Origin of the sequence: Solibacillus sp. FSL R7-0682, from assembly GCF_038005985.1 — a bacterium.
Lineage (GTDB): Bacteria > Bacillota > Bacilli > Bacillales_A > Planococcaceae > Solibacillus.
In genome coordinates, this window is the sequence record NZ_JBBOUI010000001.1 from 384,821 (window position 1) to 401,016 (window position 16,196).

Consider the following 16,196-nt stretch of genomic DNA (forward strand, 5'->3'; position numbering starts at 1 on the left):
TGAAGTGATGATGGCAAAGAGGTCACACCCGTTCCCATACCGAACACGGAAGTTAAGCTCTTTAGCGCCGATGGTAGTTGGGGGCTTCCCCCTGTGAGAGTAGGACGTCGCTTCGCAACGTAAAAACCACTGAGATTTCAGTGGTTTTTTTGTGTTTTATTAAAACCTTCCTTTTCAAGTGAAACTCAGGCATGAAATTAATAAAATCCACTTTAAACGACCATTTCAAATGAAGACACCATCCACTTAAAGAAAAGGCTATACTAAAAAATAAAGAATTTATAAAGTTATAAAAATCGATTGAAAACATTGTTAAAGTAAAACAGGAGGGGAACTATATGGAGCGAATTCTCTTAGTAGAAGACGATCGTGAAATTGCACGAATTATAAAGGATACGCTAACAAAAGAAGGCTATTTTGTAACGTGGGCAACGACAGGCATTGAAGGATTAGAAGATTTTTCTGCCGGCAACTACTCGTTACTGCTTGTCGATTGGATGATGCCGGAAATGGATGGACTGACTATGATAGAGCATATACGCCTACAAAGTGACGTACCGATTATTATGATTAGTGCAAAAAGCGAAGATGCTGATAAAGTAGAAGGTTTACAAGATGCCGATGATTATTTAGCTAAACCGTTTTCATTAGAGGAATTAAAAGCTCGGGTTCGTTCTAATATCCGGCGTTGGCAGCGTTACAACAATATTAGTCCAGTTGAAGAGAAAGTACGGTTTACCAATGGTCTGACAATTGACTGGGCAAAGGAAATTGTGTATTTGTACGATGAAAAAGTCAATTTAACACAAAAAGAATTCGCCTTACTAAAGGCGTTTGCTCAGCATCCATTCGAACTGTTTACAAAAGAAGTATTGTATACGCACATTTGGCAACAAGTAGAACTTGATCAAACACATACTGTAACAGTTCATATTAAAGCACTGCGTGAGAAACTGAAAGACCCGGTGAAAACACCGTATTTTATTGAAACGGTATGGGGCAAAGGATATCGTTTTATAGCGGAGCAACTATGAAAATAAAATCATGGCTACTACTCACATACTTACTCGTGATGCTCATTCCACTTGGTGCACTTTATGGGTTATACGTATCGATTAATGCCTATTACCAAGATAAAAATATTGAAGCATATTTTGAAAAATGGAGTATAGTGACGGATTTAAAGGATGTATTAAATAATCCCGCACTTTATGAGCAGCAAGCTTACTACGAGAATATAAAACCACTGACTTCAGATCAACTAATGATTACATTGTATAGTGCTAATGGAAAGGTTTATTATTCCTCGAATCCATTAAGCAGCAACTTTGAGTCGAGGAGCAAGGTGTATAAAGATTTATTTGAATTCAAACAAAATTATGGAACAATTGTTTACAAAGAACCAGTTTATGAAAACGGTGTAATTAAAGGTGTTTACAAAATTACAATTGCACGAACAGAATGGTTAGAACAGGTGAATACAAAAACAGCGCTCGTTGTTAGCGGTCTCGTACTAGTATTACTACTGTTATATGGTGGTGTTATTTACTTTTTAAATGTGCGTCTAAATCGACCTACAAAGCGATTGATTGAGCAAATGCGTGCCTTTGCAAAAGGGGAACTGACTCAATCATTACCGGTTAAAAAGGATGAACTTGGTGAATTAACTACAAGCTTTAAAATGATGCAGGAAGAAATTACTTCAACACGTGAAAGGCTTGATACAGCGCAACGTCAAAAAGAATATATGATTGCAAGTCTTTCACATGATTTAAAAACACCGTTAACATCTATTCAAGCATATACAGAAAGCTTACTTGCAGGGAAGCTTTCAGATAATGAACAGCAGGAATATTTACAAATCATTCAAAGTAAATCAGATTATATGAAGCAATTATTAGACGATTTAATGATGTTTACTTTATTGCAATCTTCCACCTATGACCTAGAATTAGTGGAAGTCGATGGACACGAATTTTTTGATATGTTACTTGGAGATTATGAACAAATAAGTATAGAAAAAGGGTTTAAGGCGACGACAGTAGTCAATGTAGAAAGAAGCTATCACGTAAACCCAAAACAGTTAATGCGCGTAGTCGATAATATTGTTTTGAATGCATGGGCGTATACCAATCCAGGTGGTGTTATTCATATTGCAGCATTTGAACTGTCGAACATTCCATCTTGGTGTAATGAGCAGTTAGCAACAAAGTTCACGAAACAAGGTGTATACATTGTAGTTCAAAATAGTGGGGCAACAATATCAGACCAACAAAGTAAGAAAATGTTTGAACCTCTCTATCAAATTGACGAATCTCGTAGTAACTTTGGTCAACGGGGTGCGGGGTTAGGGCTAAGCATTGCCAAACAAATTATCGAAAAGCATAACGGAACGATTGAGGCAGTTCCACAGCAAAATAGAACAGCTATTGTTATATGGTTACCTTAAAAAGGAGTGAATACAATGAAAAAAGTTATTTTTTCAGCAGCATTAACTTTAACACTATCATTAGCAGCATGTAGTAATAGTGAAGATTATTCGCCACAGGAAATTTTAAATCAAGCAATGCAAGAAACGTCTGAGCTATCTTCTTATTACGGAGAATTTAAGATGACTTTTGATGATGGAACAGAGATTGTTGCAAAGCAGTGGGAGAAAAACGGAAAAGTTCGTGTTGAAATGACGGATACAACAGGAGAGGAATCCGTTACGATTAATGACGGAAAAACATTAACTTCCTATTCGAAAACAACGAATACGGCAACTATATTTGACCTAGGTAAGGATAGTGAAGGTTTTATCCCGCCGACATTAAAAGAGCAAGCATTAAATATGCTAGAACTAATTAAAGATTCTCATGATATTTCAGTTGATGAAAATGAAAAAATTGCAGGTCATGATACGTATCATTTAATTGCTAAAGCAAAAAAAGCTGGAACGCTTATTGGCGACATGGAAATTTGGGTGGATAGAAAGACTTGGATGACATTAAAAACCATTTCAGCAAGTGGCGACATTAAAATGACAACGGAGTTTACAAAATTTGATCCGAATGCCAACATTGATGATGCGAAATTTGTTGCAAAATTACCAGAAGATGCAATTGTGCAAAAGGAAACGATGAAACAGTTTGAACAATTAACAATGGAAAAGGCCATTGAAAAAGTCGGCACGTTTTTAATTGTGCCCGGATCATCTGGTTATGATTTAGATAGCATTGAAGACATGAACATGACCGATACAGATGAAATAGCGTTAACTTATACGAAAAATGGTGAGCGACAATTTTCACTTTCTGTATTTAAACCTTTAGAGCCTATAAGTGATAAGGAGGAGGCCATTGAAATACGTGGAATGAAGGGCTCTAAAATGGATTTACAAAATTTCCGTTTATTGCAATGGGATGAAAATAACTTACGCTATAACATTATCTTTGAAAACCCAGATTTAACATTTGAAGAAGTGTTAGTTATTACAGAACAAATGAAATATGTAAAATAAATGTGTAGGGGTGCCAAAAAGGTACTCCTATTTTTTATCTCATAAATTTGTGACAAATCGTTCACAATTGCAATGTTATACATTAGGAAGATAGCTTTGTTCCGTGATATAGTTAGAGCGATATTTAGAAAGTGGAAGGATGACCAATTTGGCAAAAAAGCAAGTATGGTATGAAGTACAAGAAAATGAAACAATCGAGCAATGCCTTGATCGAATGAAGAAAGACGGTTATATGCCATTTGGACGGAAAGAAGAACCAGTATTTGAAGAAGTAAATGGTGAACCAATCTATCTCCGTCAAAAAATACAATTCAAAGGTATAATAATAGAAGAATAACAAAAAACGGATTGAAATCCGAACAATATACTTAAGTGTAAATGTAACGTTCGCATTTTACCGTTGATTTTCTATCGAACCCTTGTTAAAATGTGAAAAGGAAAAACATTTAAACCCTCATATATGCTAGAGAATATGGCTCTAGTGTTTCTACCCGGTACCGTAAATTCCGGACTATGCGGGAAAGCGACTTTAGGTACAACTAGGTAAAGGGTGTGGGATCGGATGCTTTTATCTGCATATTCTTTTAGGTTAGTCCTCAAGTAAACTGCTTTCTTATGCATAGAGAGTAGTTTATTTGAGGACTTTTTTCATTATTTTAATGAGATCTAACGCAAGTGGAGAAGATGTTTAAAAGGAGCGAAACTCATGAATCCAAAGATTGGCGTAATTATGGGAAGTTCAAGTGATTGGGAAACAATGAAGCATGCTTGTGACATTTTAGATGAACTAGCAGTGCCTTACGAAAAACAAGTTGTTTCAGCACACCGCACACCTGATTTAATGTTTGAATATGCACAAGCTGCACGTGGGCGTGGTATTCAAGTAATCATTGCTGGTGCAGGTGGGGCTGCGCATTTACCGGGTATGGTTGCTGCGAAGACAACTTTACCAGTAATCGGAGTACCAGTTCAATCTCGCGCGTTAAACGGACTCGATTCTTTACTATCAATTGTACAAATGCCAGGCGGTGTTCCGGTAGCAACGGTTGCAATCGGTAAAGCTGGTGCAACAAATGCAGGATTACTAGCGGCACAGATTTTAGGTGCATTTGATGCTGAGCTTGCAGCAAAGCTTGACGCTCGACGTGAGGCAACAAAGCAGCAAGTTTTAGAGAGCACAGGTGATTTAACGTGATGAAGATGATCTATCCTGGGCAAACAATTGGCATTATCGGTGGTGGACAGCTCGGTCGAATGATGGCGGTTGCCGCAAAGGAAGCGGGCTACAAAATTGCCGTCCTAGAGCCAACGATGGATTCACCTTGTGGTCAAGTTGCAGACATTCGTATTGTTGCAGCTTATGACGATGAGGCGGCATTAGAGGAATTAGCAGAAGTAAGTGATGTTATTACTTATGAGTTTGAAAATATTGATTATGATGGCTTAAAGCGCCTTACACAAATTGCCTATGTTCCACAAGGTGCGGAACTTGTACGTATTACGCAAAACCGTGTAACAGAAAAAGCGATGATTGTCGAAGCAGGTTGCCCAGTAGCGCCTTATATTGTGGCAAATACATATGAGCAGCTTGAAGTGAGCATCCAAGAAGTAGGGTTTCCATGTATCGTGAAGACGGCACGTGGTGGCTATGATGGTAAAGGTCAACAGCTATTAAGAAATGTTGAAGATTTATCATTGGCAAAAGGTTTATTTGAGCATTCACAATGCATTGCAGAAGGCTTTGTTCCATTTACAAAAGAAATTTCCGTTATTGTTCAACGAAACGGAAATGGCGAAACATATTGCTTACCAGTAGGCGAAAATATTCATGTTAATCATATTTTACATGAGACCATTGTGCCTGCTCGCATCGAAAGTAACACAGCAATGTTAGCTGAAGAGGCAGCAATGAAAATTGCAGACCATTTGCAGCTTATCGGTACATTAGCAGTGGAAATGTTTGTCCTAGAAGATGGAAGCATCGTCATTAATGAATGTGCACCAAGACCACATAACTCAGGTCATTACTCAATCGAGGCGTGCAATATTTCACAATTTACACAGCATATTCGTGCTGTATGTGGTTGGCCATTACGCAAACCAAAGCTTTGGGCACCTTCAATTATGGTGAACGTGTTAGGACAACACGTCGTATCATTAACAAACTCTATTTCAAAATATCCTGATTGGTCTGTTCACCTTTATGGTAAAGCAGAAGCAAAAGTTAATCGTAAAATGGGTCATGTTACAATCATGACAGATGATTTAAATACAACACTAAATCAAATCGTGGATTCTGGCATTTGGTCAGAGTAGAAGGAGCATAAAAAATGATTGATCGCTATACACGTCCCGAAATGGGCGCAATTTGGACGGAAGAAAACAAATATCGAGCATGGTTAGAAGTAGAAATTTTAGCTTGTGAAGCATGGGCTGAAATTGGCGAAATTCCAAAAGAAGATGTTGTGAAATTACGTGCGAATGCTGATTTTGACATTGATCGCATTTACGAAATCGAAAAGGAAACGCGCCACGATGTCGTAGCGTTCACTCGTGCAGTATCCGAAACACCTGCACTAGGGGACGAGCGTAAATGGGTACATTACGGCTTAACATCAACAGACGTAGTTGATACAGCTCTTTCGTATTTAATTAAACAAGCAAATGACATTCTTCGAAAAGACTTAAACAACTTCTTACAAATTATTAAGAAGAAAGCGCAAGAGCATAAAAATACCGTTTGCATGGGACGTACGCATGGTGTTCACGCTGAACCGACTACTTTCGGCTTAAAGTTAGCATTATGGTATGAAGAAATGAAGCGTAACATCGAACGTTTCGAAGCAGCAGCAAAAGTAATTGAAACAGGTAAAATGAGTGGTGCAGTTGGGACATATGCCAATATTGATCCTCGAGTAGAAAGCTATGTATGTGAAAAGCTAGGCTTAGCTGCAGCGCCAATTTCAACACAAACATTACAACGTGATCGTCATGCACAATATTTCTCAACATTAGCATTGATTGCAACATCTATTGAGAAGTTTGCTACAGAAGTTCGTGGTTTACAAAAGTCTGAAACGCGTGAAGTAGAGGAAGGCTTTGCAAAAGGACAAAAAGGTTCTTCAGCAATGCCACATAAGCGTAACCCAATCGGATCTGAAAATATGACTGGTATGGCGCGCTTAATGCGTGGATACATGTTAACTGCTTTCGAAAATGTATCATTATGGCATGAGCGTGATATTTCACACTCTTCAGCAGAACGTGTAATCATTCCTGATGCGACAATTACTTTAAATTACATGTTAAATCGTTTTGGCAATATTATCGAAAACTTATCAGTATTCCCTGAAAATATGAAGCGCAATATGGAACGTACTTTTGGGTTAATTTACTCTCAACGTATTCTACTTGCACTTATTGATAAAGGTTTAGTTCGTGAAGAAGCGTATGATACGGTTCAGCCGTTAACAGCACGCGCATGGGATGAACAAACACAGTTCCGTCCACTTGTAGAGGCAAACGAAAAAATTACTTCTTACCTTACACCAGAAGAAATTGCAGATTGCTTTGACTACAACTATCACATTCAAAACGTCGATTTAATTTTTGAACGTTTAGGACTTAACTAATCAATCTAGTTCATAGGGGTTTTGTCCCCCATGAACTACCTAAGTAATTGATTCAATTAACTTATTTTTGGAGGAATACGTCATGAATAAAGATCAACTTTTGTATGAAGGCAAAGCAAAACGATTATATGCAACGCAAGATCCAGAAATTCTTTTCGTTGAATATAAAGATAGTGCAACAGCATTTAATGGTGAAAAAAAAGCTGAAATTGCTGGTAAAGGAAATTTAAACAATCAAATCACGACTTTAATTTTCGAAAAATTACAAGCTAACGGAATTGCGTCACATTTCGTAAAACGTCTTTCAGAAAACGAACAGCTTGTTCGCAAAGTAGAAATTATTCCAATCGAAGTTGTAACACGCAATATTGCAGCAGGTAGCTTAGCAAAACGTCTTGGTTTAGAAGAGGGCACACCATTAAATCGCCCAATCGTTGAGTTTTATTACAAGGATGACGCTTTAGGGGACCCACTCATCACTACAGAGCATATTGATGTGATAGGACTAGCTACACGAGAAGAAGTAAAAGACCTTTATGAAAAAGCGCTACATGTTAATGAAGTGCTACGACCAATTTTTGCAGAAGTTGGGGTAACATTAGTCGATTTCAAATTAGAATTTGGTCGTGACGCAAATGGCAATGTGCTATTAGCAGATGAAATTTCACCAGATACTTGTCGTTTATGGGACTCAGAAACAAATCAAAAGCTTGATAAGGACGTATTCCGCCGAAATCTTGGCAACATTACAGAAGTATACGAAATCATTTTAAACAAACTTGGAGGCAAATAAGTCATGAAGAAAGTTAAAATTTACGTAACGTTAAAAGAAAGTATTCTTGATCCACAAGGTTCGGCTGTACAGGGCTCTTTAAAGAAAATTGGCTATGAAGAAGTTGCAGATTTACGTATCGGTAAATATTTAGAGGTAACAATTGGCGATACAAACCGTGACATTGACGCAATCGTAAAAGAAATGTGTGAAAAAGTGTTAACAAATACGGTTATCGAAAACTATCGTTACGAAATCGAGGAGGCATAATCCATGAAATTTGCAGTACTCGTTTTCCCAGGGTCTAACTGTGATATCGATATGTATCATGCAATCAAAGACGAACTAGGTGAAGAAGTAGAATACGTTTGGCACACAGAGGACAGCCTTGAAGGATTCGATGGCGCATTAGTTCCTGGTGGTTTCTCTTACGGGGATTACCTACGCTGTGGTGCTATGGCGAACCAATCAAACATTATGACAGCATTAAAGGAGTTTGCGGCACAAGGCAAGCCAGTGTTAGGTGTTTGTAACGGATTTCAAATTTTAACGGAAGCAGGCTTACTTCCAGGTGCATTATTACGCAATAAAAACTTAAAGTTCATGTGCCGTACTGTGCAATTAAAAGTACAAAACAACAACACGTTATTCACAAATCAATATGATGTTGGTGAAGTGATTAATATTCCAATCGCTCACGGTGAAGGTAACTATTACTGTGACGAAGAGACTTTAGTGAAACTAAAAGCTAACAATCAAATTGCTTTCACATACGAGGGCGATAATCCAAATGGTTCTTTAGAAGATATTGCTGGAATCGTGAATGAGCAAGGGAACGTTCTTGGTATGATGCCTCATCCAGAGCGAGCAGCGAACGAAATCGTTGGTGGTGCAGATGGTTTAAAATTATTCAAATCAATTGTTAAGCAGTGGAGGGAACAACATGTCAACAACTAAATTCGAGCCAACAGCGGAACAAATTAAAGTGAAGCGTCTTTATGCGGACATGGGTATGACAGATGCGGAATATGATTTAGCTGTCGAAAAATTAGGACGCATGCCAAACTGGACAGAAATCGGGTTATTCTCCGTTATGTGGTCAGAGCACTGCTCATATAAAAAATCAAAGCCAGTATTACGTAAATTCCCAACGAAAGGTCCTCAAGTGTTGCAAGGACCTGGTGAGGGCGCTGGTATCGTTGACATCGGTGATGAGCAAGCCGTTGTATTCAAGATGGAATCACACAATCACCCTTCAGCAATCGAGCCATACCAAGGTGCAGCAACAGGGGTTGGTGGGATTATCCGTGACGTATTCTCAATGGGTGCACGCCCAATCGCAATGCTGAATTCTCTACGCTTTGGAGAATTAAAATCAGCGCGCGGTAAGTATTTATTTGAGGAAGTTGTCGCTGGGATCGCAGGTTACGGAAACTGTATCGGGATTCCAACAGTAGGTGGAGAAATTCAATTTGATCCTTGCTATGAAGGCAATCCATTAGTAAATGCTATGTGCGTTGGATTAATCGACCATAAGGACATTCAAAAAGGTATAGCTGCTGGTGTAGGGAACACTGTCATGTACGTTGGGGCAAAAACAGGGCGTGATGGAATTCATGGTGCAACATTCTCGTCTGAAGAATTATCAGAGGAAGCGGATGAAAAGCGCTCAGCTGTTCAAGTTGGTGACCCATTCATGGAAAAGCTTCTTCTTGAAGCATGCTTAGAAGTCGTAAAATCGGACGCATTAGTTGGTATTCAAGATATGGGTGCGGCAGGCCTTACTTCATCTTCAGCAGAAATGGCTTCTAAAGCTGGTACTGGTGTAGAAATGAATTTAGATTTAGTACCTCAACGCGAAACAAATATGACAGCTTACGAGATGATGTTATCAGAGTCACAAGAGCGTATGTTAATCGTCGTAAAAGCAGGTCGTGAGGAAGAAATTAAAGCAATCTTTGAAAAATATGACTTAGACGCTGTAGCAGTAGGTCGTGTAACAGACGATAAAATGCTTCGTTTATTACACAATGGTGAAGTAGTAGCAGAAGTTCCTGCAGATGCACTTGCAGAAGATGCACCAGTATACAATATGCCTGATGTAGAGCCTGCATATTTTGCTGAGTTCCAAGCAATGGATAATGTTGAGCCAACTGTGAACGACTACAAGGAAACATTAACTGCTCTATTAAAAGCACCAACTGTTGCTTCAAAAGAGTGGGTTTATGATCAATATGACTATCAAGTACGTACAAATACAGTAGTAGCACCAGGCTCTGATGCAGCAGTTTTACGCGTACGTGGTACAAACAAAGGGTTAGCGATGACAACGGATTGTAACTCTCGCTACATCTATTTAGATCCTACAACAGGTGGAAAAATAGCTGTTGCCGAAGCAGCACGTAACATCGTATGTTCTGGTGGACAACCACTTGCAATTACAGACTGCCTAAACTTTGGTAACCCAGAAAAACCAGAAATTTTCTGGCAAATTCAAAAGTCTGCAGACGGAATTACAGAAGCATGTTTAGCATTAGATGCGCCAGTTATCGGTGGTAACGTATCAATGTATAATGAACGTTCTGGTGAAGCGGTTTACCCAACGCCAACAATTGGTATGGTTGGTTTAGTAAAGGATTTAGCCCATGTAACAACACAGGAAGTAAAAGCGGCTGGAGATATCGTTTACTTAATTGGTGATACATCAACGGAATTCGGTGGATCAGAATTACAAAAGCTAATGAATGGATCGATTTCAGGAAAAGCGCCTGCCATTGATTTAGGAGTAGAAGCAGCTCGTCAAAAAGCAATTTTAGAAGCCATTCAAGCGGGACTTGTGCAATCAGCACATGACGTTTCTGAGGGTGGCGTAGCGGTAGCTTTAGCTGAAAAAACATTTGCTGCAAAAGGCTTAGGTGTGGATGTAACGCTAACAGGGTCAGCGGTAACGGCATTATTCTCAGAATCTCAATCTCGTTTTGTCTTAACAGTAAAAGAGGAAAACGCGGCAGCATTCGAAAGCATCGTAGCTGATGCGAAAAACATCGGTACTGTAACAGCGGATGCAATCGTTAAAATTAACGGTGACAAAGGTGTGCTTGTTAAAGGTACTGTGGAGGAATTCCGCTCTGCTTGGAAAGGAGCAATCCCATGCTTGCTGAAATCAGAGGCTTAAATGAAGAATGTGGCGTTTTCGGAATTTGGGGCCACAATGATGCGGCACATTTGAGCTATTACGGCTTACATGCATTGCAGCACCGTGGACAAGAAGGAGCTGGTATCGTTACTACTGACGGTAAGCAGCTTCAAGCAGTACGTGGAGAAGGTCTTGTAAATGACGTTTTCAATGAAGACAAACTGCGAAAAGCAACAGGGCATGCTGCCATTGCCCACGTTCGCTATGCAACAGCGGGTGGTAAAGGGCTTGAAAACGTACAGCCACTTTTATTCCGTTCATCTACAGGGTCCCTTGCGATTGCCCATAACGGAAACCTTGTCAATGCGACTCATTTAAAGCAATATTTAGAGCGCTCTGGTAGCATTTTCAACTCAACGTCAGATACCGAAGTTGTTGTGCATTTAATAAAAAAATCATCTCATTCACCATTCCGAGCAAAGGTGAAAAATGCATTATCGTTATTAAAAGGTGCCTTTTCGATTCTTTTATTAACGAATGATAGCATGATTGTAGCGCGTGACCGCAATGGCTTACGTCCTCTTTCTTTAGGGAAATTAGGCGAGGCTTACGTGGTAGCTTCTGAAACATGTGCCTTTGATTTAATTGGGGCTGAATATATTCGTGAAATAGAGCCAGGAGAGCTATTAATTATCTCCAATAATGGGCTTGAAGTAGATAGCTTTGTAGAAGCAGAAAAACGTACGATGTGCGCAATGGAGTATGTATATTTTGCTCGACCAGATTCAAATATTGATGGCATTAATATTCATATGGCACGTAAACGTATGGGAAAAGAACTAGCCAGAGAATGTGCACATATTGAAGCGGACGTGGTGACAGGAGTACCAGACTCATCGATTTCTGCAGCCATTGGTTTCTCAGAAGAAAGCGGCATTCCGTACGAATTAGGTTTAATTAAAAATCGTTATGTGGGTCGTACATTTATTCAGCCAACGCAAGAATTACGTGAACGCGGTGTGAAAATGAAGCTTTCACCAGTCGTACAAGTCGTAAAAGGAAAGCGAGTTATCATGGTTGACGACTCAATCGTCCGTGGTACTACGTCAAAACGTATAGTCCGTATGTTAAAGGAAGCAGGAGCAGCAGAAGTACACGTTGTTATTTCCTCTCCACCTATGACAGATCCTTGCTACTACGGAATTGATACATCGACGCATGAAGAACTGATTGCATCTAGCTATAAAGTAGAGGAAATACGTGAGGCGATTGAAGCGGATTCGCTAACATTCCTATCTGTAGAAGGGCTAGTTCGTGCTACAAATCGTCCATTCGAAGATGAACATGCAGGACTTTGTATGGCATGCTTCACAGGAAAATATCCAACAGAAATTTTCCCAGACACAGTATTACCACATGAAAAAGACTGTTAAGTGGTTAAGGAAGGGCTTGTGCTCGTATAGGAATACGGGTACACCCCTTTAAATTTAAGGAGGAGCAAGTACATTATGTCAAAAGCATATGAACAAGCAGGCGTAAATATTGAAGCAGGTTATGAAGCAGTAAAACGTATGAAATCGCACGTTGAGCGCACAAATCGTTTAGGTGTGATGGGTACATTCGGTGGCTTTGGCGGCATGTTCGATTTATCTGCATTAAACTTAAAGGAACCCGTTCTTATTTCAGGGACTGACGGTGTTGGGACAAAATTAAAGCTCGCTTTCATGGTAGATAAACACGATACAATCGGCGTGGACTGTGTTGCGATGTGTGTCAACGATATTGTTGCACAAGGCGCAGAACCACTATATTTCCTAGACTATGTAGCAGTTGGAAAAGCAGAGCCTGCAAAAATTGAGCAAATCGTGAAAGGTGTAGCAGATGGCTGTGTGCAATCTGGTGCAGCGTTAATCGGCGGAGAGACAGCTGAAATGCCTGGCCTTTACGAGGAAGATGAATATGATTTAGCTGGATTTGCAGTAGGTGCTTGTGAAAAGGCAGATATTATTACAGGAGAAAACATTGTAGAAGGAGACGTTTTAGTTGGTCTTGCTTCAAGTGGTGTTCACTCAAATGGTTATTCTTTAGTTCGTAAAATTGTATTCGCGGATAATGAATTAGCGGTAGATGCAGTGGTTGAAGGTTTTGAAGATCTTGGTCCGATTGGTGAAGCTTTATTAGTACCTACAAAGCTGTATGCTAAACCAGTATTAGCAGCACTAAAGGCGGCAGACGTACATGGTTGTGCGCATGTAACGGGTGGAGGATTTTATGAAAACCTTCCACGTATGATGCCAGCAGGATTAGCAACAGAAATTGATTTAGGCTCTTGGCCTGTACTGCGCATCTTTGAGTTCTTAAAAGAAAAAGGTGCACTTGCAGATAAAGATTTATATAACGTATTCAATATGGGAATTGGTTTTGTATTGGCGGTGCCAGCAAGTGAAGTAGATAAAGTCATTGCAGCTGCTGAAGCGAATGGCGAAAAAGCCTATACGATTGGTCGTGTAATTAAGGGTGAAGGTGTCGTTTTCAAAGGTGAACATGATGGGAGCTTAGTGTAATGACAACAAAAATCGCCGTCTTTGCTTCTGGGAGCGGAAGTAATTTTCAAGCGATTGCTGAAAGCATTGAGCGCGGTGAATTAAATGCGAAAATCGAGCTTGTACTTACAGATAAGCCAGGTGCCTTCGTTGTGACACGTGCAAAAAACTTTCACATACCAGTGTTAGAGATAACACCAAAAACATTTGAAAATAAAGCCGATTACGAAGCAAAAATTATTGAAGAACTTCAAGCAAGAAATATTGAGTGGATTATATTAGCTGGCTATATGCGCTTGATTGGAACAACATTATTAGACGCTTATGAAAATCACATTATCAATATTCATCCTTCCCTACTTCCATCCTTCCCAGGTAAAGATGCAATTGGTCAGGCGATAGATCATGGTGTGAAAGTTACAGGGGTTACCGTTCATTACGTTGATGCCGGTATGGACACAGGGAAAATTATTGCACAGGGTGCGGTTGACATTGTCGATGGTGACCGAGAAGCAACAGAACAGCGCGTACATAAACTAGAGCATGCGCTATATACGACAACATTAAAGCAGTTATTTGAGCAGTAAATTTTGCATGAGGAGCTTCTGTGAGGGCAATTCTTCACCAAAAAATGACTCAAAATGTAGACAAATTGGAGGACCTAATCGTGACGAAACGTGCACTTATTAGTGTTTCAGATAAAAATGGAATTTTAGAATTTGCAAAAGAATTAGTAGAACTTGGCTATGAAGTACTTTCAACTGGGGGTACGAAAAAATTATTACAAGATAACAGTGTACCTGTTACAGCGGTAGACGAAGTAACAAAGTTCCCTGAAATTTTAGATGGGCGTGTAAAAACATTAAACCCGATGATTCACGGTGGTCTTTTAGGGAAGTTCGATGAGCCGAGCCACGTAGCACAAATGCAGGAACATGGCATTGAACCTATTGAAATCGTCTGTGTAAATCTTTACCCATTCGTTGAAACAATTTCAAAGCCAAATGTAACATGGGATGATGCAATTGAAAACATCGATATCGGTGGGCCAACAATGTTACGTTCAGCAGCGAAAAACCATGACTATGTAACAGTGATTGTAGATGCCACTGACTATGATGTTGTATTACAGGAATTAAAAGCAGATGGTAAAACAACGTTAGAAACTCGCCGTCGCTTAGCGGCAAAAGTATTCCGCCATACAGCTGCTTATGATTCGTATATTTCAAACCACTTATCAAATGCAATTGGCGAAGAATTCCCAGAAAACTTAACACTAACATATGAGTTAAAGCAAACATTACGTTACGGTGAAAATCCTCACCAAAAAGCAGCTTTCTATGCAAAACGCTTAGGCTCTGATTTCTCAATTGCTTATGCAAACCAACTACATGGGAAAGAATTATCTTACAACAATATTCAAGATGCGAACGCTGCACTTCAAATTGTAAAAGAGTTCGAAATGCCAGCAGTAGTTGCAGTGAAGCATATGAACCCTTGTGGAGTTGGGACAGGCGCAACTATTGAAGAAGCGTTTAACAAAGCCTATGAAGCAGATCCAACATCTATCTTCGGCGGGATTATTGCGTTAAATATGGAAGTAGATAAGGGCACGGCTGAAAAATTATCAGGCATTTTCTTAGAAATCATCATTGCTCCAGGATTTACAGCAGAGGCTTTGGAAATCTTAACAGCGAAGAAAAATATTCGATTAATGACGATTGATTTTGCCCAAGAAAAGCAAGATCAATTCAATGTAGTCGCTGTTGAAGGTGGATTGTTAGTACAAGAACCAGATCGCTATGACTTCAGTAATGCAGAAATTAAAGTTGTAACGGACCGCGAACCAACAAAAGAAGAGTGGGAAGCATTACAACTTGGATGGGCAGTTGTGAAGCACGTTAAATCCAATGCGATTGTAGTAACAGACAAGCAAATGACATTAGGAATTGGCGCAGGTCAAATGAACCGTGTTGGTGCAGCGAAAATTGCATTCGAGCAAGCAGGCGAAAAAGCATGTGGAGCAGCATTAGCATCTGATGCATTCTTCCCAATGGGTGATACAGTTGAGGCGGCTGCAAAAGCTGGTATTAAAGCAATTATCCAACCAGGCGGATCAATTAAAGACCAAGAATCAATTGATGCAGCAAACAAATATGGCATCGCAATGGTATTTACAGGAGTTCGTCACTTCAAGCACTAATTTGTCGTAAAGGTATGTAAAATCTACATTCGCAGTTAAAACAGTGGTTTTCTATGGAGGAAACCGTTATAATAGAATAATGTTTCGCTAATGTTCTGGCCGGACGTTAGCAGAAGCGTTTGCAAATGCTCTTTATTTACTTGTTCTTTCTGGCCGGGAGGACGGTAAGTAAGACGGAATGGATGACCTTGGCCGGGTCTCACCGTTCAATATTTGTTAAGAGGCATCAACTTTGGCCGGGGGATGCAGCTTAATAACGATACATTAATTGTAAGAAGCACTGCACTACTTTTGGTCGGGTAGAGCAGTGTGAACGACCGTTAATGAAAAACGCTCGCCTATTTTTGGCGGGCGTTTTTTTATTAAAATCAAATAATTTGCTAGATGTGTAGAGTAACATGATTATGC

15 protein-coding genes, 1 rRNA gene and 1 riboswitch are annotated in these 16,196 nt (G+C 39.6%); all 16 genes read left to right on the forward strand.

Annotated elements, in window-relative coordinates:
* The 16 genes from rrf (at position 1) to purH (ending at position 15,788) form a co-directional block, all read left to right on the forward strand.
* Positions 1 to 116 (forward strand): 5S ribosomal RNA (gene rrf / locus MKZ17_RS01955).
* A gap of 222 nt (positions 117 to 338) precedes the next feature.
* Positions 339 to 1,034, forward strand: coding sequence for a response regulator transcription factor (locus MKZ17_RS01960; RefSeq protein WP_340722133.1), 696 nt, complete (start codon positions 339 to 341; stop codon positions 1,032 to 1,034).
* The gene (locus MKZ17_RS01965; RefSeq protein ID WP_340722134.1) at positions 1,031 to 2,449 is read left to right on the forward strand and encodes a HAMP domain-containing sensor histidine kinase; all 1,419 of its coding nucleotides are present in this window, start codon (positions 1,031 to 1,033) and stop codon (positions 2,447 to 2,449) included. The genes MKZ17_RS01960 and MKZ17_RS01965 overlap by 4 nt, the downstream gene beginning before the upstream one ends.
* 15 nt (positions 2,450 to 2,464) lie before the next feature.
* Positions 2,465 to 3,502: a LolA family protein gene (locus MKZ17_RS01970; protein ID WP_340722135.1), complete on the forward strand. Its 1,038-nt coding sequence runs from the start codon at positions 2,465 to 2,467 to the stop codon at positions 3,500 to 3,502.
* Between the two features lie 148 nt (positions 3,503 to 3,650).
* Positions 3,651 to 3,839 (forward strand): NETI motif-containing protein, encoded by a 189-nt coding sequence (locus MKZ17_RS01975; protein WP_340722136.1) that lies wholly within the window; start codon positions 3,651 to 3,653, stop codon positions 3,837 to 3,839.
* Positions 3,840 to 3,936: 97 nt separating this feature from the next.
* A riboswitch (purine riboswitch) is annotated at positions 3,937 to 4,036 on the forward strand.
* A 172-nt stretch (positions 4,037 to 4,208) separates the two neighbouring features.
* Positions 4,209 to 4,697 (forward strand): 5-(carboxyamino)imidazole ribonucleotide mutase, encoded by a 489-nt coding sequence (gene purE, locus MKZ17_RS01980; RefSeq protein ID WP_340722137.1) that lies wholly within the window; start codon positions 4,209 to 4,211, stop codon positions 4,695 to 4,697.
* Entirely contained in the window at positions 4,694 to 5,818 is a 1,125-nt protein-coding gene (purK, locus tag MKZ17_RS01985; protein WP_340722138.1) for a 5-(carboxyamino)imidazole ribonucleotide synthase, read from the forward strand. The genes purE and purK overlap by 4 nt, the downstream gene beginning before the upstream one ends.
* Before the next feature lie 14 nt (positions 5,819 to 5,832).
* Positions 5,833 to 7,134, forward strand: coding sequence for an adenylosuccinate lyase (gene purB / locus MKZ17_RS01990; RefSeq protein ID WP_340722139.1), 1,302 nt, complete (start codon positions 5,833 to 5,835; stop codon positions 7,132 to 7,134).
* 82 nt (positions 7,135 to 7,216) lie between these two features.
* Positions 7,217 to 7,927 (forward strand): phosphoribosylaminoimidazolesuccinocarboxamide synthase, encoded by a 711-nt coding sequence (purC, locus tag MKZ17_RS01995; protein ID WP_340722140.1) that lies wholly within the window; start codon positions 7,217 to 7,219, stop codon positions 7,925 to 7,927.
* 3 nt (positions 7,928 to 7,930) lie between these two features.
* A complete protein-coding gene (gene purS / locus MKZ17_RS02000; RefSeq protein WP_340722141.1) occupies positions 7,931 to 8,176 on the forward strand; it encodes a phosphoribosylformylglycinamidine synthase subunit PurS in 246 nt (81 codons plus the stop codon).
* 3 nt (positions 8,177 to 8,179) lie between these two features.
* Positions 8,180 to 8,863 (forward strand): phosphoribosylformylglycinamidine synthase subunit PurQ, encoded by a 684-nt coding sequence (gene purQ, locus MKZ17_RS02005; protein WP_340722142.1) that lies wholly within the window; start codon positions 8,180 to 8,182, stop codon positions 8,861 to 8,863.
* Complete coding sequence (gene purL, locus MKZ17_RS02010; protein WP_340722143.1) at positions 8,850 to 11,081, forward strand: phosphoribosylformylglycinamidine synthase subunit PurL; 2,232 nt, start codon at positions 8,850 to 8,852, stop codon at positions 11,079 to 11,081. Before purQ ends, purL begins: the two co-directional genes overlap by 14 nt.
* On the forward strand, positions 11,057 to 12,475 hold the full coding sequence (purF, locus tag MKZ17_RS02015) for an amidophosphoribosyltransferase (RefSeq protein ID WP_340722144.1): 1,419 nt from the start codon (positions 11,057 to 11,059) through the stop codon (positions 12,473 to 12,475). Before purL ends, purF begins: the two co-directional genes overlap by 25 nt.
* Before the next feature lie 75 nt (positions 12,476 to 12,550).
* Positions 12,551 to 13,606: a phosphoribosylformylglycinamidine cyclo-ligase gene (purM, locus tag MKZ17_RS02020; protein ID WP_340722145.1), complete on the forward strand. Its 1,056-nt coding sequence runs from the start codon at positions 12,551 to 12,553 to the stop codon at positions 13,604 to 13,606.
* Positions 13,606 to 14,172, forward strand: a complete 567-nt coding sequence (gene purN / locus MKZ17_RS02025; RefSeq protein WP_340722146.1) for a phosphoribosylglycinamide formyltransferase — start codon at positions 13,606 to 13,608, stop codon at positions 14,170 to 14,172. Before purM ends, purN begins: the two co-directional genes overlap by 1 nt.
* Positions 14,173 to 14,252: 80 nt before the next feature.
* Positions 14,253 to 15,788, forward strand: coding sequence for a bifunctional phosphoribosylaminoimidazolecarboxamide formyltransferase/IMP cyclohydrolase (gene purH, locus MKZ17_RS02030; protein WP_340722147.1), 1,536 nt, complete (start codon positions 14,253 to 14,255; stop codon positions 15,786 to 15,788).
* Positions 15,789 to 16,196: the final 408 nt, after the last annotated feature.

Coding starts and splice junctions, on each gene's coding strand:
- MKZ17_RS01960 (WP_340722133.1), top strand. CDS start 339: ATGGAGCGAATTCTCTTAGTAGAAGACGATCGTGAAATTGCACGAATT.
- MKZ17_RS01965 (WP_340722134.1), top strand. CDS start 1,031: ATGAAAATAAAATCATGGCTACTACTCACATACTTACTCGTGATGCTC.
- MKZ17_RS01970 (WP_340722135.1), top strand. CDS start 2,465: ATGAAAAAAGTTATTTTTTCAGCAGCATTAACTTTAACACTATCATTA.
- purE (WP_340722137.1), top strand. CDS start 4,209: ATGAATCCAAAGATTGGCGTAATTATGGGAAGTTCAAGTGATTGGGAA.
- purB (WP_340722139.1), top strand. CDS start 5,833: ATGATTGATCGCTATACACGTCCCGAAATGGGCGCAATTTGGACGGAA.
- purC (WP_340722140.1), top strand. CDS start 7,217: ATGAATAAAGATCAACTTTTGTATGAAGGCAAAGCAAAACGATTATAT.
- purS (WP_340722141.1), top strand. CDS start 7,931: ATGAAGAAAGTTAAAATTTACGTAACGTTAAAAGAAAGTATTCTTGAT.
- purQ (WP_340722142.1), top strand. CDS start 8,180: ATGAAATTTGCAGTACTCGTTTTCCCAGGGTCTAACTGTGATATCGAT.
- purL (WP_340722143.1), top strand. CDS start 8,850: ATGTCAACAACTAAATTCGAGCCAACAGCGGAACAAATTAAAGTGAAG.
- purF (WP_340722144.1), top strand. CDS start 11,057: ATGCTTGCTGAAATCAGAGGCTTAAATGAAGAATGTGGCGTTTTCGGA.
- purM (WP_340722145.1), top strand. CDS start 12,551: ATGTCAAAAGCATATGAACAAGCAGGCGTAAATATTGAAGCAGGTTAT.
- purN (WP_340722146.1), top strand. CDS start 13,606: ATGACAACAAAAATCGCCGTCTTTGCTTCTGGGAGCGGAAGTAATTTT.